This is a genomic window from Nocardioides sp., from assembly GCF_029937575.1.
In the GTDB taxonomy this organism is placed as follows: Bacteria; Actinomycetota; Actinomycetes; order Propionibacteriales; family Nocardioidaceae; genus Nocardioides.
Window position 1 is genome coordinate 1 of record NZ_JAPYPS010000038.1, and the last position, 23,551, is coordinate 23,551.

The 23,551-nt window shown below is 71.5% G+C and carries 25 protein-coding genes and 1 pseudogene; 9 read left to right on the top strand and 17 right to left on the bottom strand.

Annotated features, from left to right (window positions below):
* Positions 1–272, bottom strand: a pseudogene (locus Q1K33_RS13285) (hypothetical protein); the annotation flags it as partial.
* Positions 273–386: 114 nt separating this feature from the next.
* Here Q1K33_RS13285 and Q1K33_RS13290 point away from each other — a divergent pair.
* Positions 387–791, top strand: coding sequence for an NUDIX domain-containing protein (locus Q1K33_RS13290; RefSeq protein ID WP_300404711.1), 405 nt, complete (start codon positions 387–389; stop codon positions 789–791).
* A 7-nt stretch (positions 792–798) separates the two neighbouring features.
* Here the strand turns inward: Q1K33_RS13290 and Q1K33_RS13295 are convergent, their stop codons facing one another.
* From Q1K33_RS13295 to Q1K33_RS13305, 3 genes are read right to left on the bottom strand one after another with little or no spacing between them, the layout of a single operon-like run.
* The gene (locus Q1K33_RS13295; protein ID WP_300404713.1) at positions 799–1,293 is read right to left on the bottom strand and encodes a hypothetical protein; all 495 of its coding nucleotides are present in this window, start codon (positions 1,291–1,293) and stop codon (positions 799–801) included.
* A gap of 17 nt (positions 1,294–1,310) precedes the next feature.
* Positions 1,311–2,096 carry an SDR family NAD(P)-dependent oxidoreductase gene (locus tag Q1K33_RS13300; protein WP_300404715.1) on the bottom strand — a complete coding sequence of 262 codons (786 nt, stop codon included), beginning with the start codon at positions 2,094–2,096 and terminating at the stop codon, positions 1,311–1,313.
* A 49-nt stretch (positions 2,097–2,145) separates the two neighbouring features.
* Entirely contained in the window at positions 2,146–3,798 is a 1,653-nt protein-coding gene (locus tag Q1K33_RS13305) for an ABC-F family ATP-binding cassette domain-containing protein (protein WP_300404717.1), read from the bottom strand.
* Positions 3,799–3,859: 61 nt separating this feature from the next.
* On the opposite strand from Q1K33_RS13305, the gene Q1K33_RS13310 reads away from it, so the two are divergent.
* On the top strand, positions 3,860–4,597 hold the full coding sequence (locus Q1K33_RS13310) for an acyltransferase (RefSeq protein ID WP_300404719.1): 738 nt from the start codon (positions 3,860–3,862) through the stop codon (positions 4,595–4,597).
* Positions 4,598–4,791: 194 nt separating this feature from the next.
* A complete protein-coding gene (locus tag Q1K33_RS13315; RefSeq protein WP_300404721.1) occupies positions 4,792–5,991 on the top strand; it encodes an FAD-dependent oxidoreductase in 1,200 nt (399 codons plus the stop codon).
* A 33-nt stretch (positions 5,992–6,024) separates the two neighbouring features.
* Here Q1K33_RS13315 and Q1K33_RS13320 read toward each other — a convergent pair whose 3' ends face one another.
* On the bottom strand, positions 6,025–6,612 hold the full coding sequence (locus tag Q1K33_RS13320; RefSeq protein ID WP_300404723.1) for a hypothetical protein: 588 nt from the start codon (positions 6,610–6,612) through the stop codon (positions 6,025–6,027).
* A gap of 289 nt (positions 6,613–6,901) precedes the next feature.
* On the opposite strand from Q1K33_RS13320, the gene Q1K33_RS13325 reads away from it, so the two are divergent.
* Positions 6,902–7,333, top strand: a complete 432-nt coding sequence (locus tag Q1K33_RS13325) for a thioesterase family protein (RefSeq protein WP_300404725.1) — start codon at positions 6,902–6,904, stop codon at positions 7,331–7,333.
* Positions 7,334–7,360: 27 nt separating this feature from the next.
* Here the strand turns inward: Q1K33_RS13325 and Q1K33_RS13330 are convergent, their stop codons facing one another.
* Positions 7,361–8,884, bottom strand: coding sequence for a protein adenylyltransferase SelO family protein (locus Q1K33_RS13330; RefSeq protein ID WP_300404726.1), 1,524 nt, complete (start codon positions 8,882–8,884; stop codon positions 7,361–7,363).
* A 73-nt stretch (positions 8,885–8,957) separates the two neighbouring features.
* On the opposite strand from Q1K33_RS13330, the gene Q1K33_RS13335 reads away from it, so the two are divergent.
* Entirely contained in the window at positions 8,958–9,611 is a 654-nt protein-coding gene (locus Q1K33_RS13335; RefSeq protein ID WP_300404728.1) for a hypothetical protein, read from the top strand.
* On the opposite strand, the gene Q1K33_RS13340 is transcribed toward Q1K33_RS13335, so the two are convergent.
* Positions 9,586–11,328 (bottom strand): DUF3556 domain-containing protein, encoded by a 1,743-nt coding sequence (locus Q1K33_RS13340; protein WP_300404730.1) that lies wholly within the window; start codon positions 11,326–11,328, stop codon positions 9,586–9,588. The two genes, Q1K33_RS13335 and Q1K33_RS13340, sit on opposite strands and share 26 nt — an antisense overlap.
* A gap of 56 nt (positions 11,329–11,384) precedes the next feature.
* A complete protein-coding gene (locus Q1K33_RS13345) occupies positions 11,385–12,056 on the bottom strand; it encodes a response regulator transcription factor (protein ID WP_300404732.1) in 672 nt (223 codons plus the stop codon).
* A 124-nt stretch (positions 12,057–12,180) separates the two neighbouring features.
* Between Q1K33_RS13345 and Q1K33_RS13350 the strand changes: the two genes are divergently transcribed.
* Together Q1K33_RS13350 and Q1K33_RS13355 are read left to right on the top strand one after the other, a co-directional pair.
* Positions 12,181–12,885 (top strand): hypothetical protein, encoded by a 705-nt coding sequence (locus Q1K33_RS13350; protein WP_300404734.1) that lies wholly within the window; start codon positions 12,181–12,183, stop codon positions 12,883–12,885.
* Positions 12,886–12,920: 35 nt separating this feature from the next.
* Complete coding sequence (locus Q1K33_RS13355) at positions 12,921–13,628, top strand: GAF domain-containing protein (protein WP_300404736.1); 708 nt, start codon at positions 12,921–12,923, stop codon at positions 13,626–13,628.
* A gap of 244 nt (positions 13,629–13,872) precedes the next feature.
* Here Q1K33_RS13355 and Q1K33_RS13360 read toward each other — a convergent pair whose 3' ends face one another.
* The 9 genes from Q1K33_RS13360 to Q1K33_RS13400 form a co-directional block, all read right to left on the bottom strand.
* Complete coding sequence (locus Q1K33_RS13360; RefSeq protein ID WP_300404738.1) at positions 13,873–14,292, bottom strand: DUF1641 domain-containing protein; 420 nt, start codon at positions 14,290–14,292, stop codon at positions 13,873–13,875.
* 38 nt (positions 14,293–14,330) lie between these two features.
* Entirely contained in the window at positions 14,331–17,423 is a 3,093-nt protein-coding gene (gene fdhF, locus Q1K33_RS13365; RefSeq protein WP_300404740.1) for a formate dehydrogenase subunit alpha, read from the bottom strand.
* A 98-nt stretch (positions 17,424–17,521) separates the two neighbouring features.
* Positions 17,522–18,142, bottom strand: a complete 621-nt coding sequence (locus Q1K33_RS13370; RefSeq protein WP_300404742.1) for an endonuclease — start codon at positions 18,140–18,142, stop codon at positions 17,522–17,524.
* A 40-nt stretch (positions 18,143–18,182) separates the two neighbouring features.
* Positions 18,183–18,956 (bottom strand): GAF and ANTAR domain-containing protein, encoded by a 774-nt coding sequence (locus tag Q1K33_RS13375; protein ID WP_300404744.1) that lies wholly within the window; start codon positions 18,954–18,956, stop codon positions 18,183–18,185.
* 148 nt (positions 18,957–19,104) lie between these two features.
* Positions 19,105–19,398, bottom strand: a complete 294-nt coding sequence (locus tag Q1K33_RS20765) for a helix-turn-helix transcriptional regulator (RefSeq protein ID WP_363319712.1) — start codon at positions 19,396–19,398, stop codon at positions 19,105–19,107.
* A gap of 103 nt (positions 19,399–19,501) precedes the next feature.
* Positions 19,502–20,212 (bottom strand): ANTAR domain-containing protein, encoded by a 711-nt coding sequence (locus tag Q1K33_RS13385; protein WP_300404746.1) that lies wholly within the window; start codon positions 20,210–20,212, stop codon positions 19,502–19,504.
* Positions 20,209–20,907, bottom strand: coding sequence for a GAF and ANTAR domain-containing protein (locus tag Q1K33_RS13390; protein WP_300404748.1), 699 nt, complete (start codon positions 20,905–20,907; stop codon positions 20,209–20,211). The genes Q1K33_RS13385 and Q1K33_RS13390 overlap by 4 nt, the downstream gene beginning before the upstream one ends.
* A 68-nt stretch (positions 20,908–20,975) precedes the next feature.
* Positions 20,976–21,884: a sigma-70 family RNA polymerase sigma factor gene (locus Q1K33_RS13395; RefSeq protein WP_300404750.1), complete on the bottom strand. Its 909-nt coding sequence runs from the start codon at positions 21,882–21,884 to the stop codon at positions 20,976–20,978.
* 155 nt (positions 21,885–22,039) lie between these two features.
* Positions 22,040–22,228: a hypothetical protein gene (locus Q1K33_RS13400; protein WP_300404752.1), complete on the bottom strand. Its 189-nt coding sequence runs from the start codon at positions 22,226–22,228 to the stop codon at positions 22,040–22,042.
* A gap of 83 nt (positions 22,229–22,311) precedes the next feature.
* Here Q1K33_RS13400 and Q1K33_RS13405 point away from each other — a divergent pair, with 83 nt between their 5' ends.
* Both Q1K33_RS13405 and Q1K33_RS13410 read left to right on the top strand, forming a co-directional pair.
* Positions 22,312–23,085: a hypothetical protein gene (locus Q1K33_RS13405; protein WP_300404754.1), complete on the top strand. Its 774-nt coding sequence runs from the start codon at positions 22,312–22,314 to the stop codon at positions 23,083–23,085.
* Between the two features lie 100 nt (positions 23,086–23,185).
* Positions 23,186–23,446 carry a hypothetical protein gene (locus Q1K33_RS13410; protein WP_300404756.1) on the top strand — a complete coding sequence of 87 codons (261 nt, stop codon included), beginning with the start codon at positions 23,186–23,188 and terminating at the stop codon, positions 23,444–23,446.
* Positions 23,447–23,551 lie beyond the last annotated feature (105 nt).

A 23,551-nucleotide genomic window follows, 5' to 3' on the forward strand; every position in this document is an offset into this window, starting at 1 on the left:
GTCTTGCCGACGAAGTTGCACCCGGCATCGGATGACATGCCCAGCGTCGCGGCGAGGTCGTAGACATCGAACTCCGACACGAGTGGGCACCCGATCCCGCCGAGCAGGACGCCGTTCTCGCCGAAGGTCTGCTCGGTCACCACACCGCGCTCGACGCGGTGCTCGGCAGCCCAGGCCACTACTGACTGCAGCGACACGACCTCGGCCGCAGCAACTGCGTCCTGGGCGTCGCGGACCGCGGCGATCGCGGTCGGGGTGGTGGTCTGGGCCATGGGTCAATTCTAGGACCGACCGCCGACATTCGCTATGGTGTTCGAACGAGCTGTGGAAACAGGATCACGGGTCCGCGCACGCTCCCTCCACGCGCAGCCCCCTAGGGTGACGCCATGTCACCGCGGACCCGGATCGCGGTCGCGGCCCTGGTGCGCGACGGTCGCGTGCTCCTGGGGCACCGCCATCCCGCGCGGCGGTGGTACCCCGACTGCTGGGATCTCGTCGGCGGACACGTCGAGCCGGGCGAGGCGCCGCACCAGGCGATCGTGCGCGAGTGCCGCGAGGAGCTCGGTGTGCGCGTGCACGATCCCGTGCCCATGCTCCTGTCGGTGATCGACCCCACCCTCGACGTGCACGCCTTCCTCGTCAGGAGCTGGGAGGGCGAGCCGGTCAACGTCGCGCCGGACGAGCACGACGAGCTGCGGTGGTTCAGGCCCGCCGACCTCGCCGGGATTCGCCTTGCCCACCCGGCAGCCATGGCCGACATCGTGAGCGCCGTGCGGGGCGCGACGACCTGATCAGTCGTCAGGCCGGGCAGCTGGCCTGCAGGTAGGCGTCGAACGCCGCCTGGTCGGGCTCGGCGTCGTACGCCGGGTCGGGTGCGGCGTCGATCGTCACCTCGGGCACGGTGTCCGCGACCTGCGGCAGGGTGCCGGCCACGAGCTGGTCCAGGCTCACCCGGGCTCCGGGGCTCATCCCGATCGGGGTGGGCAGGGTGAACATGCTGCGGGCGACGTCGACCAGGTCCTCGCCGCTCGCGGCGTCCAGCCGGCTGGTGAACTCGGAGTTGGCATCCACGAACGTCAGGAACGCCGAGCAGAACTGGTCGGGCGTCACCTCGGCGGGCACGGCGGGCACGGCGGGCACGGAGGGCGACGAGCTCGGCGAAGGCGAGGCGGTCACTCCTGCTGCCTCGGGTCGGTCGGACGAGCCGCCCCCGAAACCGACGAACAGCGCCGCGCCGATCACCGCCACGACGAGTGCGACGACGACCACCTGTCGACGGAGCGGGGTAGCCACGCCTCGATCGTAGTGACCTACATGTGGGTCCCGCCGTCGACCCTGATCTCGGTTCCGGTGATGTAGGCGCCGTCGTCGCTCACGAGCATCGCGACGACGCCGGCGATGCTGTCGGGGGTGCCGAACTTGCCGCGCCCGAGCACGGGCATCAGCTTGGCGAACTTGTCCCAGTCGACGTCGGCCGGCAGGTTCGCCGGCGTCGAGCCGGTGATCGCGGTCTCGATGCCACCCGGCACGACGCTGACGGCCCGCAGCCCGCGGTCGGCGTACTCCAGCGCGATCGCGTGCGTGAACGACATGATCGCCCCCTTGGTGGCCGAGTACGCCGCCATGTAGGGGTGGGCGAAGTAGGCCGACGTGGAGCTGAAGTTGACGATCACCCCGCCGTGCTGCGACTCCAGCAGCGCCGGGATCGTCTCGCGCGTCATCAGGAACGTGCCGGTCAGGTTGATCGACAGCAGCCGGTTCCAGCGCTCCAGCGACATCTCGTGCGTGTGGTCGCCGTAGTGCACCGCAGCGGCGTTGACCACGGCGTCCAGGCCCCCGCGCGCGTCAGTCACCGAGGCGATCGCCGCCTTCACGGACTCCTCCGACGAGATGTCGACCGGACCGGTGACGACCTGACCACCCGACCTCGTCGGGCCCACCTCGTCGGCCAGTCCCTCGAGCCCGTCCGGCACGACGTCCAGCGCCGCGACGTACGCCCCCTCACGCGCCAGCCGCAACGCCGTCCCGCGGCCGATGCCCGAGCCTGCGCCGGTCACCACGATCGTCCTGCCCTGCAGTCTGTGCGAGAGGTCCACGGCGTTGACCTTAGGGCACGTCCGGCCCGCCGTCTGTCAGGACCGACATTCAGCCGGTCGTGACCCGGCCCGCCTCGACCCGCCACCGCTCGTCCAGCCGTACGGCGTCCAGCAGCCGTCGGTCGTGGGTGACCAGCAGCAGCGCGCCGGTGTAGGCGTCGAGCGCCTCCTCGAGCTGCTCGATGGCGGGCAGGTCCAGGTGGTTGGTCGGCTCGTCGAGCACGAGCACGTTGACGCCGCGAGCCTGCAGCAACGCCATCGCCGCCCGGGTGCGCTCCCCGGGCGACAGGTCTCCGACGATGCTGGTCACCTGGTCGGACTTCAGGCCGAACTTCGCCAGCAGCGTGCGCACCTCGGCCGGCGTGCACGACGGCACCTCGGCCTCGACGGCATCGCCGAGGCGCGACGTCTCGGGCAGCACCGCCCGCGCCTGGTCGATCTCGCCGACCGCCAGTGACGCCCCGAGCGATGCGCGGCCGGAGTCCGGGGAGAGCTGCCCCAGGAGCAGCCGCAGCAGCGTCGTCTTGCCCGCACCGTTGGGCCCCACGATCCCGATCCGGTCGCCGGCGTTGACCTGCACGGTGACCGGCCCGAAGGTGAAGTCACCCCGCCGTACGGCGACCTCGTCCAGGGCAGCGACCACCGTGCTGGACCGTGGGGCAGTCGCCACCCGGAACTGCAGCGTCCACTCCTTGCGCGGCTCCTCGACCTCCTCGAGTCGGGCGATCCGCGACTCCATCTGGCGCACCTTCTGGGCTTGCTTCTCCGACGACTCGCTCTGGGCGCGGCGCCGGATCTTGTCGTTGTCCGGGCTCTTCTTCATCGCGTTGCGCACGCCTTGCGAGCTCCACTCGCGTTGCGTGCGCGCGCGTCCGACGAGGTCGGCCCTCTTGTCGGCGTACTCGTCGTAGGCCTCGCGGGCGTGGCGTCGCGCGACCGCCCGCTCCTCCAGGAAGGCGTCGTAGCCCCCGTCGTAGACGGCGACCTGTCCCTGCGCAAGGTCGAGCTCGACCACCCGGGTGACGCAGCGGGCGAGGAACTCGCGGTCGTGCGAGACCAGGACGACGCCGGCGCGCAGTCCCTGCACCCACGACTCCAGCCGGGCGAGACCGTCGAAGTCGAGATCGTTGGTGGGCTCGTCGAGCAGGACGACGTCGAAGCGGCTCAGCACGAGGGCCGCGAGGCCGACGCGGGCGGCCTGGCCTCCCGACAGCGAAGTCATCAGGGCGTCGGCGCCGGCCCGGTCCGAGAGCGACCCCAGGCCGAGGTCGGCCAGCACGCCGGGCATCCGGTCCTCGAGGTCGGCAGCACCGCTGGCCAACCAGTGGTCCAGTGCGACGGCGTAGGCGTCGTCGACACCGGGCACGTCCGACCCGAGCGCGCCGGCGGCGGTCTCCATCGCCTCGGTCGCGGCCGAGGCACCCGTACGGCGAGCCAGGTAGCCGGAGACCGTCTCGCCGGCGACCCGTTCGTGCTCCTGGGGAAGCCACCCCACGAACGCATCGCCGGGCGCGGTGGAGACCGATCCTCCGAGGGGGACGTCGGCCCCCGCGAGCAGGCGCAGCAGCGTCGTCTTGCCGGCACCGTTGGCACCGACGACGCCCACGACGTCGCCAGGGGCGACCGTCAGGTCGAGACTCTCGAACAACGTGCGGTGGGTGTGGCCACCGGACAGGTCCTTGGCGACCAGCGTGGCACTCACGGGGGCAAGCCTAGGCCCGAGCCGTCTGCCTCGAACCAGCCAGTCCTCTACGCTCGCGCCTGTGACTCCCGCCACTCCGCGACCCGTGAACCGCCGCAAGCGCCTGGTCAACAGTGCGGTTCAGCGGGCATGGTCGTGGCTCGACCGGGTGGGCGAGATCGTGCCGGGCACCCGCGCCGCCGAGGGCTTCGGCTCGTTCGGCGCGGGGAGCGCGATCGGCTTCCCGGTCGCCACCGTGATGAACGTCGGTTCCATCCACGTCGGCGAACGCACGCTCATCGGTCGCCAGGCCACGTTGTCGGTCGGCTACGGACCCGGAGAGACCCACCTGCCGCCTCGGGCGCTGGTGATCGGTGATCGCTGCGTGATCGGGGCGCGGGCGTGCATCACGGCCCACTCGTCGGTGACGATCGGGGACGACGTGTGGTGCGGGCAGGACGTGTTCGTCTCCGATGCGGGTCACGGCTACCAGGAGCTCGAGACCCCGATCGGGCGCCAGCTGGGCGAGCACCACCCCGTCGTGATCGGCTCGGGGTCGTGGATCGGGCACGGCGCGATCATCCTGCCGGGCACCATCATCGGCGAGAACGTCGTCGTCGCGGCCGGGTCGGTCGTGCGCGGGACCGTCGAGGACCGCGCCGTGGTGGGTGGGGCTCCGGCGCGGGTGATCCGGCGCTACGAGGAGGGCATCGGCTGGGTCACGGCTGCCGGCGACGTACGTCCGGTGCTGGCGCCGCTGGACCTCGGTCCCGACCAGCTGAGGGATGCCGGGCTCCCGGCGCAGCCCGGCCGACACTGATCGCGACGTTCGCCTCCGCGCCTCCGCGCCTCCGCCTCCGCGAGGACGACGTACGGCGTGCGTCCGGCGAGGCGGGTGACGATCAGTGCGGTGAAGTCGGCCTGGTCGAGGGCGCTGCTCACCGGTCAGTGTGGCCCCCTGATCACCCTGCCGGGTGGAGGGTCCTCGGTCGGCCGCGACCTAGCGTCGAGGGCATGCACTATGACTACGACTTCGTCATCGTCGGGGGCGGGATGGTCGCCGACGCGGCAGCCAAGGGCATCCGGGAGCAGGGCTCGTCGGGCTCGATCGGCATCGTCGGCGAGGAGCGGACGGCGCCCTTTCCGCGGCCGGCGCTGTCCAAGAAGCTGTGGACCGACCCGGACTTCACCTTCGAGGACGCCGCCCTCGACACCGCCGAGGAGACATCGGCGACCCTGCACCTCGGGACACCGGTGACCTCGGTGAGTCCGGACACCAGGACCGTCACGACGTCGGCCGGGGACACGTTCGGCTACGGCCGCCTGCTGCTCGCCACGGGTGGGCGCCCGCGCCGCCTCGACGGGCTGGACCCCTCCGAGCGCGTGCTCTACTTCCGCACGCTCCAGGACTACCAGCGGCTCCGGGAGCTCAGTCGGGCCAGGCCCGAGGTCGTCGTCGTCGGAGGCGGCTACATCGGCAGCGAGATCGCCGCCGCGCTGAGCCAGCACGACTGCCCGGTCACCATCGTGCACCCCGACCAGGTGCTGGGCGGCGCGATGTTCCCACCGTCACTGGCCGACTCCTTCCAGGCGCGCTTCGACGACGCAGGAGTACGGCGGGCCCCCGGGATGAAGGTCACCTCCGGACAGCAGGACGGCGAGCACGTCGTGGTCCACCTCTCCGACGGGTCGTCGATCCGGGCGGACGTGGTGGTGATCGGCCTCGGCATCGAGCCCGCCGGCGACGTCGTGGACGGCGTCGTACGACGCAGTGAGGACGGCGGAATCGTCGTCGACGAGCACCTACGGACCTCGGTCGCCGACATCTACGCGGCCGGAGATGTCGCGCAGTACCCCGACCGGATCCTCGGCCGCAGGCGGGTCGAGCACGTCGACAACGCCGACTCCATGGGTGGAGCGGTCGGGCGGATCATGGCCGGCTCGGAGGAGACCTACGACCACACCCCGATGTTCTACTCCGACGTCCTGGGGCTGGGCTACGAGGCAGTCGGGACCCTGGACTCGTCCCTGGAGACCGTCCTCGACCCGGTCGACGACCCCGAGGGTGGGATGGTCGTCTACTACCTCGACGACACCGCCGTCCGGGGAGTCCTGCTGTGGGACGGCGCCGGCGACCTGGACGCCGCGCGGGAGCTCCTGGCTCGCGGAGACCGACCTGAGGACGCCTCGACGCTGCGGGGCTCGGTGCGCTGACCGGTGGGCTGAAGGCCCCGCGCGAAGGCTGGATCAGGCAGCGGCTGCGTCGCCGGTGCCACCGTCACGCAAGACGTTGTCGCTGAGGTTGACCCGACGACGCGAGGGGACCTCGAGGCCGGGGTAGGTGCCGGGGTCGAAGATCGGCGGCATCGGGGGGCGCTTCTTGGCCTTCACCGACGGCGAGACGCCTCGCTTCTCGGTGGCCGGCGCTGCCTCGACCTCCAGCCCGTTGGCAGCGGCGAAGAGCTTGAGCTCCTCCATGTCGGGCATGGTGCCGTTGCTGATGTGGGTCAGCAGGTCGCGGTGGGTCAGGTCGGCGGCCACCACGATGCTCAGGGCCTCGGCGCCGAACTGCTCGACCCAGAGCCACAGCGTGAAGGGCTTGATCCCCTGCTCGTGGGCGCGGTCGGTGATGAACGTCGCCTGGTCGGCGTCGATGCCCGCACGTCGCAGCGAGGCGACGATGTCGGCGGAGTTCACGTGGGTGGGGTTGCGCGCCACGAACTTCTCGCGCCGGGCGCTCATCTGCTGGCGCGAGCGGTCGGTGGCCGGACGCGAGGCCACCGTGGCCAGCGTGAGGGCGCCTGCGATGCAACCGAGGACGAGGGTGAGGATCATGGTGGTTCCTTTCGACCTCCGCGACGTGGCGCTGGGTGCTGCGGAGTGGGGGGAGTTGGTGGTGCTGTGACCGTCAGAAGTAGTCAACGTGACAATCTCCCGTGCGTCTCGTGTTACCGAAAATTGGATGTATCGGTCTAGACCGCAGCGTGCCGCCCGGGAGTGTTGTTACCGTTCTGTGGATTTTCTCCTCGAACGGTTACTCGCATCGTTACTCATCGCCTCCGAGCACGTGACCCACCAGCCACCCGTCGGCCGGGCCGGCTCGCCGGACTGGGAGCATCGGGGGGTGCGCACCACGATGACCATCACGCCCGAGGACTGCCGGATCGACGCCGACCAGCTGGACCCCACCGCCCCCGGCTACGGCGCGCACCTGCCCTTCCACGCGATCCTCCAGCGGTGCGGGATCGCCTGGCGCGCCCACCTGGGCTCGCTCGGACACGGTGTCGACGCCGAGGCCCTCGACACCGGCGTGATCGTGCCCAACGTCAACGCCGACTTCCGCGCCGAGGTCCACGTGGGTGAGCTCGCCATCGACGTCGGTCTCGTCGCCGTCGGCACGTCGTCCTTCACGCTGCGCTGCGACGTCGTGCAGGACGACGTGGTCGCCGCCAGCGTGAGGGTGGTGCTGGTCAGCTTCGACTACGCGCGACGCGCGACGGTCCCGCTCACTGCCCAGCAGCGAGCGCTCCTGGAGCCCGGACTCGCGGGCAGCTGATCGCCTCCCCGGGATGCCGCGGCTCGATCAGGTGCCGCAGTACGTCGTGTAGGGCCCGAAGCTGTCGGGTGCCGGCTCGGCGTAGCGCTCGAACCCGGCGCGCTCGTCGAACGGCCGGGCCAGCGCATCGTTGAGCCGCTCGAAGGCGGTCAGGTCACCGGCGGTGGCGTCGGTGAGTGCCTCCTCGACGAGGTGGTTGCGAGCGATGTAGATCGGGTTGACCCGGTCCATCGCGTCGGCGTCCGGCTGCAGCGACGACCACCGCGTCGCCCAGGCGTCGAAGCCGGCGACGTCGAGCACGCGGTCGCGGGCGTCCGAGAGGTTGCCGCGCGCCGCGCGCCCGAGCGCCCGGAAGTACGACGTGTAGTCGGCCTGGCCGCGGATCAACCCGAACAGGTCGTCCACGAGCGCGTCCCCGACCTCGGCGTCGACGTGGGTGATCCCGAGCTTCGCCCGCATCCCGGTCGACCACGCCTCGGCGTACTGCTCCCGGAAGCCGCCGAGGGCCTCGACGGCGAGCTCGACGGCCTGCTCCTGCTGCTCGTGCAGCAACGGGAGCAGCGCCTCGGCCAGGCGGGCGAGGTTCCACTCGGTGATCGGTGGCTGGTTGCCGAACGCGTAGCGACCGCCCTCGTCGATCGAGCTGAAGACCGCGGTGGGGTCGAAGACGTCGAGGAAGGCACACGGTCCGTAGTCGATGGTCTCGCCGGAGATGGTCACGTTGTCGGTGTTCATCACGCCGTGCACGAAGCCGACCAGCATCCAGCGGGCGACCAGTGCCGCCTGCGCGGAGACCACGGAGCGGTAGAAGGCCAGGTAGCGCTCGTCGTCCGACCCGATCGAGGCGAGCTCCGGGTAGTGCCGCGCGATCGCGTGGTCGGCGAGGCGTCGTGCGACGTCTCCGCCCGGCTCGTCGGGCTGCTGGTCGGACGCCTGGTCCAGGGCGCGCGCGTACTGGAAGCTGCCCACGCGCAGGTGGCTCGACGCGACGCGGGCCAGCACCGCCCCCGGCAACGGCACCTCCCGGCGCACCATCGCACCGGTCGCGGTGACCGCGAGCGCGCGGGTCGTGGGGACGCCGAGGTGGTGGAGGGCTTCGCTGACGACGTACTCGCGCAGCATCGGACCGACCGCGGCCAGCCCGTCGCCCCCGCGGGCCCACGGTGTGCGCCCCGACCCCTTGAGGTGCAGGTCGCGCCGTCGGCCGTGACGGTCGTGCAGCTCGCCCAGGAGGAGGGCGCGCCCGTCCCCGAGGCGGGGCGCGAAGCCGCCGAACTGGTGTCCGGCGTAGCCCTGGGCCACCGGCTTCGCGCCGGCTGGCAGGCGGGTGCCGACCAGCAGCCCGAGCCCGGCGTCGGTGCGCAGCTCGGCCGGGTCCAGCCCCAGGTCGCCCGCCAGGGTCTCGTTGAGGGCCAGCAGGCGTGGCGTCGGAGCCTCCGCTGCTGTCCAGGGCAGGGCGAGCTCCGGGACCGCGTCGGCGAAGGTGCTGCCGAGGCCGTCCAGGCCCCGGGGGCTCTGGAGGTCGGTGCTGGCAGGAGACGTGTGGCTCACACGGCGAGGCTACGCGCACGTCCGCGCCGAACTTCCCTACTCTGGTCCCAGGTCGACAGCGGGGGGTCTGCAGGTGCCGGAGATCGAGCTCCACTCCACACGCAGCGGACGTCGCCGTCGACGGTTCGCCGGCGTCGCTGTCCTGCTTGCCCTCGTGGTCGGCTCGGCCGCCCTGGTGGGGCTGGTCGTAGCGGGGGTGGAGCCCGCGCGTGAACAGCCGCCGGCGGTGCTCGCTCTGCCCGAGCCGCCGCCCGTCGACCAGACCGAGCAGTCGGCTGAGCAGCAGGCTGAGCAGCAGGGGGGTGTCACCCGTCGCGCCGGAGAGCGGGACGACCAGCCGGGTGTCGAGGAGCCGGCCGAGCCGGCACCGCCGGTCGGGTCGACCGTGAGCGTCGCGCCCACGACGGCCGCCGTCCCCACCCAGGGGTCGGGCGGCGCCACGCCGCTGGGATCACCGGGGCCGACCCCGGAGCCCACCCCGCAACCCGACGCGGGCCCGGACGAGAGCCCGGACGACGACAGGGGCGAGGGGTCCGACGATCGGGACGGGGACGAGCGCCGGCTCAGTGATGCGCTGAGCCCGGTCGAGTCCATCCTGCTCGAGGGGGTCGGGCACGTCGCACCGGCCGCGGTCCCCGTGCTCGCGTCCGCCTTCGGGCTCACGGGCCACCTGCTCGACATGGTCGAGGACGGGCTCCCGATCAGGTCGGGTGCGGGGCGGCGCTGACCACGACGTCGTACGTCGGGATCTCGCCGTCCCAGGGTTGACGCTCCAGCATGTCGGCGACCTTCACGACGCCGCGCTCGATCTCGCCGGTGGCGCCGTCGACGATGCGGTACTCCTGGCGTGGGTCGAGGAAGCGTTGCGACTCCAGCATCACGACGCGCACCTCGCCCGGCTCGAAGCCGCACCGCTCCTGAAGAGCCTCCACCAGCTGCTCGTTGTGGAGGTGGCCCTCGCCGAAGTTCCACCCCAGGGCGATCCCGGCGACGAACTCGCCGTCGTGGATCGCGTAGCGGCTCGTGACGACGTCGCGGTCCTCGCCGCACGCCCGCGGGATCAGGGCGAAGAGTGCGCGCCCATGGGTGTGCATCGAGCGGAACGCGAAGACCTTGTGGCTGAGCAAGGTGGCCATCTCGGCGTCGTACAGGGTCTCGAGCTGCGCGCTGGGCAGGCGCGCCACCTTGTTGACCGAGCCATCGAGCTTGGCCACGGCCTCAGGGGTGAGGCACCACAGCGAGGTGGCCCAGTTGCCGGCGTAGTAGCGCATCGACGGCAGGAACGAGAACTGCTTCGGGAAGAAGTTGCCCGTCACCACGACGGCCCCGGCGGCGAGGACGATCGCGAAGACCAGCACCGGGTGGGACATGTCGCCCACGGAGACGTCGGCCTTGTCGACGAAGAGGAAGCCGATCGCGAAGATCATGAAGACGTTCCACTCCAGCGGCACGCCCATCGGGAGCGACGTGAGGATCTGCAGGTGGAAGCAGATCATCACGACGGCCGCGACGTAGGTCGGCCAGCCGCCGTTGGAGAGCAGCAGCACCAGTGGCACGCCGAACTCGATCACCGTGCCGCCGTGGGCGAGGTTCTCGGACAGCCTGCCGGGACGGAGGTCCTCCGGGAAGTCGCGGTGGAAGCGACGCTTGAGCGCCTTGACCCGGAGGATCGGGCTGTTGCTCATCATCACGGCCACGACGTGGGGGAAGTGCTGGTTGAGCTTGGAGAAGGCCGCGCCCCACCAGATCAGCACGATCAGGAACTTCACCCCGACGACCAGGTCCGCCCCGCTGAAGAGGAACATCAGCGCCAGCGTGCCGTAGACCTCCGTACGGGCGGCCAGGAAGATCGTCTTGTCGCGCAACCCGATGAGACCGAGGGCGGCGAAGAGTGGCAGGAAGCGCCACGGGTCGATTCTGCCCACCGAGCCGACCGACTCGCCCTGGCCGGGGGAGAGCAGCAGCCACAGGGCCGCCGCGACGACGGCCACGTAGAGCGCCACGTCGGTCATCGACCGGGTGGTGCCGGCGGTGAGCGGCACCCGGGCCGGCCAGGGAGGCAACCGGATCGTGCCGGGGCGCAACCAGTGCAGGGGCGCACCGACGGGTGGCAGGAAGCGCAGCGTGAGCGGCCCGAAGCCACACCCGAGACCGAGCACCTCGAAGAGGAGCGTGAAGACGACGACCTTCTGGAAGAAGATCGGCTCGGTCCACCAGTCACCGATGTCGCCCAGGGAGCCGATCCCCGGAGTCAGGGCGGTGATCGCTGCCGCGCCGAAGGCGTAGAGCGCGATCTTGACGACGTACAGCACCAGCACGGCGTCGGGCGTGCCGAAACCGCCCTCGGCCCAGTCCTGCGCCATCGGCTTGATCCGCTGCATCAGCGGTTTGCGCTCCCACTCCTCGTAGTCGAGGTCGGGCAGGCGCGGCGAGATCAGTCCCATGTCCCCATCACGGTGCGACCCTAGAGGTGACGTGTGGCGTGTGTCACTGACCGGTCTCAGGGGTGGCCGCGGGACTGGCTCCGTACGTCGCGCGAGCGGTCCGGCTCGAACCCGTGCTGGAGGCCCCAGATCACCGCCTGGCTCCGGGTCGTGACCCCGATCTTGCGATAGGCCGTCCGGATGTGGGTCTTGACCGTGTTGATGCCGATGAAGGCCCGCTCGGTGATCTCCTCGTTGGACAGTCCCTGGCAGATCAGCGCCAGGACCTCGGACTCGCGGGGGCTGAGCCCGTGCTCGTCGCCCGGCCACCGCCCGACCCGGCCGGACTCCGCGGCTGCGCCGTCCGGGGAGACGGCGACGACCCGCTCGCCCCGCCGGACCCGGTCCAGGGCGTCGAGCAGGTCGTCTCGCTCGACGCTCTTGGAGATGTAGGCGCTCGCCCCGGTCGCCAGGGCCTGGTCGATCAGGTTGCGATCGACGTTCCAGCTGAAGACGACGACGCGAGCCGACGAGGAGCCGACGAGGCCGGAGATGTCCATTGCCCGCCCCTGGGCCTGCCCGAAGGTGTCGTAGAGGATGACGTCGACGTCGCTGACGACCGGCAGCCTGCTGTCGGTCTCGACCACCCGGACCAGCTCGGCGTGGCCGTCGAGCACGGCGGCGAGCCCGCGCACCACGATGTCGTAGTCGTTGACGATGGCAACGCGCACGGGTCCGGCAACTGGCATCTTCCCACCCTAGGGCCAACAGCGTCCGTCTCGGACCCGATCACCCCTGAGGTGGTCCTTGGGGGTGGGTCGCCGACCCGGATGCCGTGGCTAGCCTCGGGGGCATCCCCGGGGAGGTGATGGCATGACCTTGCGACCGATCGGCGAGACCGCCGAGGCCGAGGATCTGTACGGTCCGTTCCTGTGGGGCGACGTCGACCTCTACGAGCGCTTCCTCTCGCTCGCCGAGCAGGTGCGCGACGTGGCACCGGACTGCGTGGGGATGAGCGCGTCCCTGCGTGAGCACGGCATCACGCTCACGGTGATGGCCGCCGACCGCCGCATCTCCACGCTCGACGCGGTGCAGTACGTCGACGGCGGTCCCTGCGTCGATGCGCTGCGGGAGGGAACGAGCGTCAGTGCCGAGGACCACGCGGAGCTGGGCGAGTCCTGGCCGATGTTCTCCGAGGCCGCTCGTAGGTACGGCGTCTGCTCGACCCTGTCGCTCCCGGTGCGCAACCTCGACGAGCCGATGGCGGGCTTCAACCTGTACGGCGGCGTCTCCGGCGCCTTCGCCGGCCTCCACGAGCAGCTCAGCGATGTCCTCGGGACCTGGGCGGAGGACTGCCTCGTCGATGCGGACCCGACCCTGGCCGGCCTGGTGCGCTCGCGCCTCGCGCCGACCGTGATGCGGCAGTCGACCGAGCTGACCATCGTCGCGACCCTGCTGGCGCAGGCGTGGAGCCTGCAGGTGGGGGAGGCCGAGCAGCGCCTGCGAGACGCCTCGGAGCGCGCCGTGATCCCCCTGTCCGACCTGCTGGACGTGATGCGTCACGTCCTGGCCGCTTGAGTCGGCAACGTCCCCGACGACCCCTGGAGGTAGCGATGTCCATGCGTCCCATCGAGGAGAGCCTCCGGGCTGAGGAGCTCTACGGACCGTTCATGTGGAACGGCGTCGACCTGTTCGAGCGTTTCACCGCGCTGGCCGGCCAGGTCCGTGCCATCGCCCCGCACTGCTCGGGGATGAGCATCTCGTTGCGCGAGCACGGCATCACGATCACCTTGATGGCCGACGCCGGAGAGATGGCCGCGCTGGACGCCGTCCAGTACGTCGACGGCGGCCCGTGCATCGACGCGCTCCGCGACGGTGCGCCCATCGACGCGAGCACGGTCGCGGAGATCGAGGAGCGATGGCCGCTGTTCTCGGCGGCGGCGCGCAAGCATCAGGTGCGCTCCACGCTGTCGTTGCCGGTGCTGCACCCGGACGAGCCGGTGGCCGGCTTCAACCTCTACGGCAGCGTGGAGGGTGCCTTCGACGGGTTGCGCGACGAGCTCGCAGACCTGCTCGGTGCCTTCGCGCAGGGCGCCATGGTGGATGCCGACCCCTCGCTCGCCGGCCTCGCGCTGGCTCGCCGCGCCCCTGAGATCCTGCAGGAGGCGACCGACCTGGCCATCGTGGCCACCCTGCTCGCCCGCACCCGCGGCCTGTCGCCGACCGACGCCGAGGACCGGCTGCGCAACGCCGCCGGGCGAGCGGCGATCCCGCTGTCGACCCTGCTCACCCTGATGCGTGACGTCCTGCCCGATCCGTGAACCGGTGCCGTAGATGTGCTTCTCCGAGACCGCCGACCTGGCCGTCGGCGGCGCGCTGCTGCCCGTGGGCGGCTACGCGCTGACGCTGGTGCGCGCGCGCCGAGACGCGGCGTCCAGGTTGCCTGGTCGGCTTATCCGGAAGCTCTGTTCAACTGGGTTGAACAGAGCTTCCGGTTAGATGAACGAGGCGGCCCCTTCGGCAACGCTGCGTCCGCTGTCTCACCCATCATCGCTGTGGCCAGGATCAGTCTCGGTCTGCAGGGCCGAGTGACGCACCGACCGCCGCCACGGCAGCCAAGGCGGCGGAGATGCCGCGCCGGGTGTCCGGGTCGCGCAGTCGTCGCAGCAGCCCGAGCGGACCCTCCGCCGGCGCTGCGGCGACCTCGCCGGCGGCGTGCCGGGCGTCGCGCAGCCCGGCGGCGAGCCGTTCCGCCTGCTCGGGCCGGGCGTCACGCAGGGCCCCGGCCAGTGCGATCGCCGACCGTACGGTGGAGGCGTCGACGGTCCTGAGGAGCTGGGAGAGCAGCACCGGGTAGGACCGCGCCCCGCCGGCGAGCGCGCGCAGCAACCCGGACTCGTGCAGTGCGCGCACCAAGTCGTCCAGGTCGTCGCGGGCGGCGGTGTCGGGCGGGGGTGGCGGGGTGTAGCCGAGCGAGGTGGCCATCAGGGAGAGGCTCCGTTCCTGTCGGGTCGAGGGGGCGGTCAGGCCTTGCTGCCGGGTGGCTCGGCCTCGGTGGGGGAGCGGTAGTCGGCCCGGGCCCACTTGCGCTCGACCTCGACCCCCGACTGCGGCGTGGGGTTGCCGTAGCGGTGGTGGCCGCGAGGCAGCGGGCTGCCGGTCGGGTCGCCCTGGACGTCGCGTGAGCCGCGCCGGGCCCGGTCCGCGCCTCGCCGTTTGCCGCCCCGCAGCTCCTGGGGTCCGTCGGTGCGCTCGAGGCGGACGGCGATCTCCTTGTAGGCAGGCGTGTGGGAGTCGGGGTCGGTGTCGTTGGACGTCAACAGGTTGATCTCGGCGGCCTGCATCGGGACGTAGAGCTCGTTGTCGGCCACCTCGTCGGACAGAAGCACCCGGACGGTGATCTCGCCACGTCGTGAGACCAGCCGCACCCAGTCACCGGTGGCGAGCCCCCCTTGTTCGGCCGCCGTACGACGCGTCATCTCCGCGTAGGTGTCGGGCACCAGCTGGGTGAGCCCCGGTGAGCGCAGCGTGAGGTTGCCCTCGTGGAAGTGCTCGAGCACCCGACCGTTGTTGACGTGGAGCGGGTACTCGTCGTCCGGCTGGTCGGAGGGCTCGCGGAACTCCAGGGGATACAGCCGCGCGAGACCGTCATCGAAGTGGAAGGACTCGGTGTAGAGCAGCGGGGTGTCCGTGCCGTCCTCGGCGACCGGCCACTGCAGCGAGTCGTAGCCTTCGAGACGGTCGTAGGTCACGCCGGCGAACATCGGGGTGAGGCCGGCGATCTCGTGCATGATCTCGGCCGGGTGGGAGTAGCCCCACTCGTAGCCCATCCGCGAGGCCAGGTCGCGCAGGATCTGCCAGTCCGGCCGTGACTCGCCGATCGGGTCCATCGCCGCGTAGAGCCGCTGGATCCGGCGCTCGGTGTTGGTGAAGGTGCCGTCCTTCTCCAACGAGGCGGCCGCCGGCAGGACGACGTCGGCGAACTCGCACGTGCGGGAGAAGAAGAGCTCGGTGACCACGACGAAGTCGAGGCGCTCCAGGGCCTCCTGGACGTAGTGGACGTTGGCGTCGACGAGGGAGAGCTCCTCGCCGACGATGACCAGCCCGTGCAAGGAACCGTCGTGCGCGGCGTCGACCATGCCGTGGTTGTCGAGTCCCGGCTCGGGTCCGAGCTCTCGGCCCCAGGCGTCGGCGAACTTCGCGGCGACCTCCTCGTCACCGATCGGCTGGTAGCCGGGATAGTAGGAGTTGATGGTGCCGAAGTCGCTGCAGCCCTGGACGTTGTTGTGGCCGCGCAGCGGGTACGCCCCGGTGCCCGGCCGCCCGTAGTTGCCGGTGACGAGCAGCAGGTTGGACATCGCCGTGGACGTGTCCGATCCCATGACGTGCTGGGTCACGCCCATCGCCCACAGGCCCACCACCGACTCGGCACGCACGATCCGCTCCGCGACGTCGGCGAGCTGCTCGGCGGGGATCCCGGTGCGCTCCTCGGCGTACGCGAGGGTGAACGGCTCCAGCGACGCACGGTAGTCGTCGAGACCGGAGACCCGGGTGGCGAGGAAGTCGTCGTCGGCCCACCCCTGGTCGAGGATGTGACGGGTCAGGGCGGAGAGCCAGACCAGGTCGGTGCCGGGACGCGGGCGCAGGAAGACGTCGGCCCGCTGGGCGAGCTCGTGGCGGCGCAGGTCGGCGACGATCAGCTGGTGCCCGGACAGCTTCTGGGCCCGGCGCAGCCGCGCGGCGATGACCGGGTGGGAGTCCGAGGTGTTGGAGCCCACGACCAGCACCAGATCCGCGCGCTCCATGTCGCTGATCGATCCGGCGTCCCCGCCGTAGCCGACCGTGCGCCACAGTCCCTCGGTGGCGGGTGCCTGGCAGTAGCGCGAGCAGTTGTCGGTGTTGTGCGTGCCGAGCACCTGCCGGGCCAGCTTCTGGGTGAGGTAGGACTCCTCGTTGGTGGCCTTGGAGGAGCCGATCACCGCGACCGCGTCGGAGCCGTCCCGCTCCACGATCTCACCCAGCCGACGGGCCACCAGGTCGAGGGCCTCGTCCCAGGTGGCCTCGCGGAAGCGGTTGCCGTCGCGCACCAGCGGCACGGTGAGCCGGTCCTCGGCGTTGATGTGGTCCCACCCGAACTTGCCCTTGACGCAGGTCGAGATCGAGTTGGCAGGTCCCTCCCGCTGCGGTTGCACTCGCAGGATCTCGCGCCCGCGGGTCTCCACGTCGAAGGAGCAGCCGACCCCGCAGTAGGTGCAGACCGTCTTGGTGATGCGGGTGGCCGCGGCGCGGGCCGTCGCCTCGGCGTTGGACAGGGCGTAGAGCGGGAGGTAGCCGGTGGTCGGCTCGACGTCCTTGACCAGGTCGATCGCCGGTGCGCGAGTCTCGTCGGGCCAGTCGGTGAAGAGCCCGTGTCGGCCGAGCATGGACTTCTCCATCAGGGCGTTGCACGGGCAGACCGTCACGCAGTGGCCGCAGGAGACGCACGACGACTCGCCGATGAACGACCCTCCGTCCCACAGGACGCGTGGGTCGTCGGACTCCCAGTCGATGGAGAGGGTCTCGGTGACCTGGACGTTCTGGCAGGCCTCGACGCACCGACCGCACAGGATGCACTGGTCCGGGTCGTAGCGGTAGAAGGGGTTGGTGTCGTCGACGTCGTACGGCTTGGCGGCGAAGTCGATCCTCTCCCGGGTAAGACCCGAGGCCTCGATGCCCCGCTTGAGGTCGCAGTCGCCGTCGTTGTGGTCGCACACCGTGCAGTAGAGGATGTGTTTGCGGATCAGCCGCTGGGCTGCCTCCTCGCGCGCCTCCTCGGACCGACCGGTCGTGGTCACCGACAGGCCGTCGGTGACCGGGGTGGCGCAGCTGCGCGTCAGCTCGCCGTCCACCTCGACCAGGCACGTGTCGCAGGTCTGGATCGGCCCCAGCACCGGGTGGTAGCACACGTCGGGGAAGCCGGGACGCAGGTCGTCGACGGGCTCACGTCCGACCAGGGCCTCGACCAGCGGTCTGCCGTCCTCGGCCGGTCGGTCCTTCCCGTCGATCGTCACCCGCACCTGTTGCGGCGGGTCACTGGCCCGGTCCTGGGAGACGGGGCGACTGTGGTGCTGATTCATGGGGCTCCCGGGTGTGCTGATGGCGTGCGGACAACGCTAGGCAGCAGCGGGCCGTCGGGTATCACCCCGGAGAAGGAACGCCTCGCCTGCGCGGGCGGTCAGTTCTGGGTCAACGACCAGCGCACCAGTGCCGCCGACAGACGTGCCGTGTCGCGGTCGGCCACCAGGTCGGCCAGCGCCTCGGGACTCGTGGGGTAGCCGAGGTCGAGGGCGGCCTGGCGGGCCCGGTCGTCGAAGTACGGCGCCATCTCGGGCCAGACCGCCTGCACCTCGCGGCGGAAGATGCCGGCCCCGGTGGGGCCGATGCGGCCGAAGTCGGAGACCGCCCGGGCGAGGTCCTCCACGGACCCGTCGGGACCGGGACGGATCCGGCGCAGGTCTCCACGGTGCTCCTCCTGCACCCGTGCGGCCAGCTCGTCGAGACGGGTCGCCGTGCTCTCGTCGTAGCGGCGGTACCCGCCGCGTCCCAGGGCGTCCACGCGGTGCTGCCAGGTGGAGTCGCGCAGGCGCTGCGGGGTGCGCCACCCGCAGCGGAAGAGCTCGCCGGCCGCGTCCGCCGCCACGTCGGCCGAGATCCGGATCGAGGACAGCATCGTGAGTACGAGCAGCTGGAAGAGCGGCATCGGCTTGTCGCGCAGCGTGATCCCCGCCTGTGCGGCGTACGTCGTACCGTGCTGCTCGAGGAGGTCGTCGGGTGAGATGCGACAGGTAGTGGGCACGCGGCCCGGTACCCCTCCGTGCGCGGTCTGAAGCGCAGGCTCAGGACCGGCGCGGGTGGACCTGCATGGGCGGGGGTGTCTCCTGGCTCGGCAGGTCCGGTTCGGCCGCCCCGCCCTCCCGGCCTGAGCGCACCCGCGTGTGGTGCTGCTCGACGAGGTCGGCGGCGACGTCGCGCAGCTTGGTCTCCGTGGTGGCCGAGAGGCGGGTGAGATAGGCGAACGCGGTGTCCTCGTCGAGGGAGTGCCGCTCCATGACCAGGCCCAGGGCCAGGCCGATGACCTTGCGGCTGGCCAGGGCGGTGTTGAGGTTCTCCACGCGGCGGGCCTGACCGAGCACCAGCGCGACGTGCATCGCGAAGAGCTCGGCCAGCTGCTCGGCCTCGTCGGTCACGACGTTGCTCGAGACCGAGTAGAGGTTCAGCGCCCCGAAGGTCTGGGCGTCGGCGTAGAGCCGGACCCCCATCTGCGACCTGACGCCGCGACGCACCGCCTCGGGCATGAAGCGCGGCCAGCGGGTCTCCGTCGCGGCGTCCTCCACCCGGACCACCGGTTCAGTGCCCATCGCGTGCAGGCACGGTCCCTCTCCCATGTCGTACTGCAGGAGGTCGAGCTCGACGACGAAGTCGTCACTGGCCGCCGTGGTGGTCACGGTCCCGTCGCGGTGGGCGAGCGAGATGCCGACGTGGTCGACCGACGGGATGGAGTCGCGGGCGACGGTGACGATGGTGTGCAGCGTGGCATCGAGGTCGTCGGGGTCGCGGAGGTCGCGCGTCGCAGCGGCCAGCATGGCGGCGACATCGAGAGGTCCGGGCACGTGATCGCTCCAGGAAGAGAGGACCAGCGCAAGTGCAGTCGGGCGCCTCATCATGACGGGGTCGCTGGATGGGCTCCGTCTGGGATGGTGCAACCGTAGCAGTCGACATGGCCGCCGCGGCGCCGGCCATGAGACGCACACGCGTGCGTCAGAGAGGGTGCGTGAAGCACCAGATGACAGCCTGGGCGCGCGTGGTCACGCCCATCTTCCGGTAGGCCGAGCGGATGTGGCTCTTGACCGTGTTGAGGCTCAGGTAGAGCTCGTGGGTGATCTCGAGGTTGCTCAGGCCCCGCTGGATCAGGGCGACCACCTCGGCCTCCCGCGGTGAGAGCGGCGAGTCGGCGGCCTCGGTGTCGACCACCGACAGGTGGTGGGGACGGGTTGCGGCGAACTCATCGCGTGGCGACGCGTGGCCGTAGGTGGAGGAGGCGGCTGCGGACATGTGTGACATGCGATCTCCGAGGAATGCAGCCGGGTCATGAGTCGCGTGTTGGGCTCTCCCGACGCCACAAGTATACGCACACCCGGCAAGGTCCGGGATGGACTCAGGGGCGTCGGCGCAGCCGGACGACCGTCTCGGCGAGCTCGGTCAGCGAGCGCTCGGACTCGTGGGAGAGTCGGAGCAACAGCCGGTAGGCCTGCTCCATGTCGAGGTCCTCGACGTAGGCCAGCACCCCCTTGGCCTGCTCGACGACCGAGCGGGCGACCAGGGCGTCGTCGAGGCTGGCGCCGACCATGGCGGACGTCGCGCCCGACTGAGCGAGCACGACGCTGGCGAGGTCGGCGTAGGTCTGGGCGTGGCGGTGACCCTCCTCGCCGCCGACGGTGTGGTGGAAGACGTTGAGACCGCCGAGGGTCTCGCCGCGCCAGCGCATCGGGTAGGCCTCGACGCGCTCGAACCCGGCGTCCCGGATCGCCCGTCCCACGTCGCCGTACTCACGCACGAGGTCGTCACCCTCGGCAAGGACGAAGCGATGGGTGGTCATCGCGTCGACGCAGGGGCCGGTGAGGTGCTGGGCCTGAAGCATCTCCAGCTCGGAGGCGTTGTGGGAGGTCGCGGCGAGGAGGGCGAGGCCCTCTTCGATCCTCGATCCGGCCGATCCGCCCGATCGGGCGAGCAGGGCGACGGCCCCCGCGTCCTCGTCGTCCGAGCACCCTGCGACCAGGTCGGCGAGGACGTCGGCGACGTCGACACTGTTACCGACGATGCTCGCGAGCACGTCGGTCAGGACTGCGTCGCGGCTGCGGCTGCTCATGCGCCCCCCTCACCGAGACCGGTGCGGAAGTCCAGCTCGCGCGCGATCACTCGCCGGCTGATCTCGGCCAGGCTCACCGCCTGGGCGAAGGCATGGGCTCGCAGCACGGCGAGCGCGTCGTCGGGCCCCAGGGCGAGCTGGACGACGACCATGCCGGTGGCCTGGGAGATCCGGTCCCGCTCGGACCACATCCGGCTCGGGTCGTGGTGGGCCGTCTGGTCCCCGACCAGGGCCGCGCCCACGGCATCGGCGAGGAACTGCAGGTCGGAGAGGTCGAACGGTGGCGCGGAGGGGGACTCGAGATGGTGCACGGTCATCACCCCGACCAGGGACGAGGCCGGACGCATCGGCAGCGCGTGGACCACCACGCTCTCCATCCCCACCGAGCCCGTGCCCAGGGCGCCGACGAGGCCGGGCCACCGCCGTAGCGTCTCGGCGCCGTCGGCACTGACGACCGCGCGGCCGGAGCTCAGCACCTCCAGCCCGGGTCCCTCGCGGACGAGTTCCTGCGTGTCCTCGAAGCGGGCCGCGTACTCGCTGGAGGCGCACAGCAACGTGCGCTCTGCCGCGGTGATGCCCAGCGAGATCGCGCCGTGGCGGGCGGAGGAGACGTCGACCACGGCACGGCACAGGCGGTGAGGCAGCGGCTCGACAGCGTCGAGACGAGCCAGGCTGTGCACGAGTCGCAGCAACACTTGAGGACGGTCCGGCACCGGGCACCACCTTCGGATCGACCCCCAACCTACCGGAGGCCCGTCGCGCGCTACCCGGCGATCGCTCGCGTCTCCTGCGGGTCGATGGCGGGCGGCGCTCCCACCATCGCGCGCAGCTCGTCGAGCACCCGGTGCAGACGCCGGGAGACCTGGGTCTGGGTGAGCCCGAGCGCCTGCCCCACCTCGCGCTGGCTCAGCTCGTCGTAGAAGCGGAGCTGCAGCAGCCGCCGGTCCCGGGGATCCAGCCTGGCCAGGACGGGGGCGAGCACGCACCGCGCCTCGGCTGGTCCGAGGTCGTCGGCGCCGTCGGCCAGGAGATCTCCCATGGTGAGGCCGTCGTCCTGGCCCACGGGCCGGTCCAGGGACGTCGGGTGGAGACACCCGAACGCGCCGACCACCTCGGCGTAGGTCTCGGCGTCGATCCCGACGCGGGCCCGGACCTCTTTCTCGGTGGGTTCACGTCCCAGCAGGTCCTGCAGGTCGTCGATCGACCGGTTGACCTGGCGCTGGAGGTCCTGCACCCGGCGCGGTGGGCGGACCATCCAGGCCCGGTCACGGAAGTGTCGCTGGACCTCACCGCGGATGCTCGGCACCGCATAGGTCAGCAGATCGTCCGCGTGCTCCGGGTCGTAGGCGCGCACTGCCCGGACCAGGCCGATGTAGGCGGACTGACGCAGGTCGTCGAGCGGCACACCGCGATCGCGGTAGCGGGTCGCCACGGCATCGGCGATGCGGCAGTTGAGTCCGACCACCTCGTCCAGCAGGCGATCACGGACAGCCGCGCACGGCGTACGGGCTGCGGCTTCCAGCAGCTCGCGGGTCCGGCCGGCTCTCTCGCCGTGACTGAGCCGGGATCCCGGGCCGCGCGGACCTTCAGGGGTCAGGACGACGCTGGTCTCACGCGAGACCTCGTCGAGGGGCAAGGAGCCGCCACGAGGGCGGGTGCGGGTGGAGGTCATGGTTCGTCTCCGTGCGGCCGGTCCGAGTCGCCGGTGGTTCCAGCGGTGCGGGGATCGTCACCCGCCCTCAGGACGCTAGCCACGACGGCCGTCGCCTGCCGTCACCCGCGTGGGTGACCGGCGCGGTGGCCGTGCCCGTACGGCGTGCTCGACCGCTACAGGGGCATGGTCTCCGGGTCCGCGTCCGGGTCGGCACCCGGGAACGGCGGTGCGTGCGACGGCTCGATCGGGACCTCCGGGGCCTCCGGCCTGCCGGGATCGGGATCGGGTCGGGTGCCCGGATCCGGTTCGCCCCCCGGGACGATCTCGGGCCGAGGTGCGGGCTCCTGCGGTGTGGTCGTCATGGCCACCGGTACCCCGGTTGGCACGCATCCAACGGGGTACCGGCTGTGCGTACCGCATCGAGCACGAGAGCGAGGAGTCGAGGATGGCGGCACGACACAGGAGTGCACCGAACGACGCAGCGGAGCGGGTGGGGCGAGATCCGGAGCGCCACGAGGACCGGCGTCACCGCGTGCGGCCGCGGCTGGTGTGGAGCGGGCTGGTGCTGATGCTCGCCGGCGCCTGCACCGCCGGCGCCGGGGTGGCTCTCCTGGGCTCGGGCGCGCTCGCGTGGTGGCTGACCGTCGCGGGCTCGGCGGTCGGCCTGGTGGCCGCAGCGGTGGCCCTGCGTGCCGGTCTCTTCTACGACATCACGAGCACCGAGGGCCCGGCGCGGGTGCTGGACGACGTGCGCAACGACGTCGTCCGCCCGGGTCCGGACCCGGAGGACCGGACGGCTCCCCCGCACGTTGCGGAGCACGCGGCAGCCACGCAGCGCCTGGTCGAGGCCGCCCAGGCGCAGTCGAGCCCAGGTCCGCAGGATCGTTCTCCGCGCAAGCTCGGTGGCTGGTGCGCCGTGGCGGCCGGGATCGTGCTGCTGTGCACTCAGGGCGCGCTGTCCGACGCGAGCCGCGGTGCGAGCTGGCGCGTGGCCGGCCTGGGCATCGTCCTGGTGCTCACGGGCCTGGTGCTGAGCAACCTCGTCTCTCGGGTGGCGGCCGTGGTGGCCATCGCTGCGGGAGCGCTCGTGCTCGTCCTGGGGCTCGTGGGGGACGAGTCGACCCTGGCCGTCGCGCTGCAGCTGCTGGCGGCCGGCCTCGCGATCGCGGGCGGCTTGGGAGGTCTGTCGCGCGGCGACGTGCGGCGTGGTCACCCCTAGGCATGGCGTGGAGCGGGGCCCGATTGGGCAAGGCTGGGATCAGGCGGCTCGGCGCCCGTGCTGCGTCGTACCGCCCACCGTCTAGGACGAGGAGGACACGATGTCCAAGCTGAGCATGGCCTTCGCCGGAGCGACCGGATTCCTGTTGGGGTCCCGCGCCGGACGCGAACCCTACGTGAGGACGGTCGCCATGGCGCGGCGCTTCATACAGGACCCGCAGGTGCGCCGGGGGGCTGCTGAGGCGCAGGCGGCGACGGTCGACAAGGCCCACGAGGCGACGGCTGCGGCGAAGGCCGCCGCCCGCGACGCCACCGACGCGACGCGCGGTGCGGGGTCTGGCTTCGGGGTGGCGACGCCGTGACCCGTCGAGAGTCAAATGCCTCGCGGGAGACCGCCCCGGCTGGTCAGCTCGTCGGCGACGCCACGCGTGACCTGTCCGCCCTGGTGCGTGACGAGGTCGAGCTCG

What these genes read in the sequence shown, in the direction of transcription:
- Q1K33_RS13290 (WP_300404711.1), top strand. Translation starts at nt 387, where the DNA reads ATGTCACCGCGGACCCGGATCGCGGTCGCGGCCCTGGTGCGCGACGGT.
- Q1K33_RS13315 (WP_300404721.1), top strand. Translation starts at nt 4,792, where the DNA reads ATGCACTATGACTACGACTTCGTCATCGTCGGGGGCGGGATGGTCGCC.
- Q1K33_RS13320 (WP_300404723.1), bottom strand. Translation starts at nt 6,612, where the DNA reads ATGATCCTCACCCTCGTCCTCGGTTGCATCGCAGGCGCCCTCACGCTG.
- Q1K33_RS13340 (WP_300404730.1), bottom strand. Translation starts at nt 11,328, where the DNA reads ATGGGACTGATCTCGCCGCGCCTGCCCGACCTCGACTACGAGGAGTGG.
- Q1K33_RS13345 (WP_300404732.1), bottom strand. Translation starts at nt 12,056, where the DNA reads ATGCCAGTTGCCGGACCCGTGCGCGTTGCCATCGTCAACGACTACGAC.
- Q1K33_RS13350 (WP_300404734.1), top strand. Translation starts at nt 12,181, where the DNA reads ATGACCTTGCGACCGATCGGCGAGACCGCCGAGGCCGAGGATCTGTAC.
- Q1K33_RS13355 (WP_300404736.1), top strand. Translation starts at nt 12,921, where the DNA reads ATGTCCATGCGTCCCATCGAGGAGAGCCTCCGGGCTGAGGAGCTCTAC.
- Q1K33_RS13360 (WP_300404738.1), bottom strand. Translation starts at nt 14,292, where the DNA reads ATGGCCACCTCGCTCGGCTACACCCCGCCACCCCCGCCCGACACCGCC.
- fdhF (WP_300404740.1), bottom strand. Translation starts at nt 17,423, where the DNA reads ATGAATCAGCACCACAGTCGCCCCGTCTCCCAGGACCGGGCCAGTGAC.
- Q1K33_RS20765 (WP_363319712.1), bottom strand. Translation starts at nt 19,398, where the DNA reads ATGTCCGCAGCCGCCTCCTCCACCTACGGCCACGCGTCGCCACGCGAT.
- Q1K33_RS13385 (WP_300404746.1), bottom strand. Translation starts at nt 20,212, where the DNA reads ATGAGCAGCCGCAGCCGCGACGCAGTCCTGACCGACGTGCTCGCGAGC.
- Q1K33_RS13395 (WP_300404750.1), bottom strand. Translation starts at nt 21,884, where the DNA reads ATGACCTCCACCCGCACCCGCCCTCGTGGCGGCTCCTTGCCCCTCGAC.
- Q1K33_RS13400 (WP_300404752.1), bottom strand. Translation starts at nt 22,228, where the DNA reads ATGACGACCACACCGCAGGAGCCCGCACCTCGGCCCGAGATCGTCCCG.
- Q1K33_RS13405 (WP_300404754.1), top strand. Translation starts at nt 22,312, where the DNA reads ATGGCGGCACGACACAGGAGTGCACCGAACGACGCAGCGGAGCGGGTG.
- Q1K33_RS13410 (WP_300404756.1), top strand. Translation starts at nt 23,186, where the DNA reads ATGTCCAAGCTGAGCATGGCCTTCGCCGGAGCGACCGGATTCCTGTTG.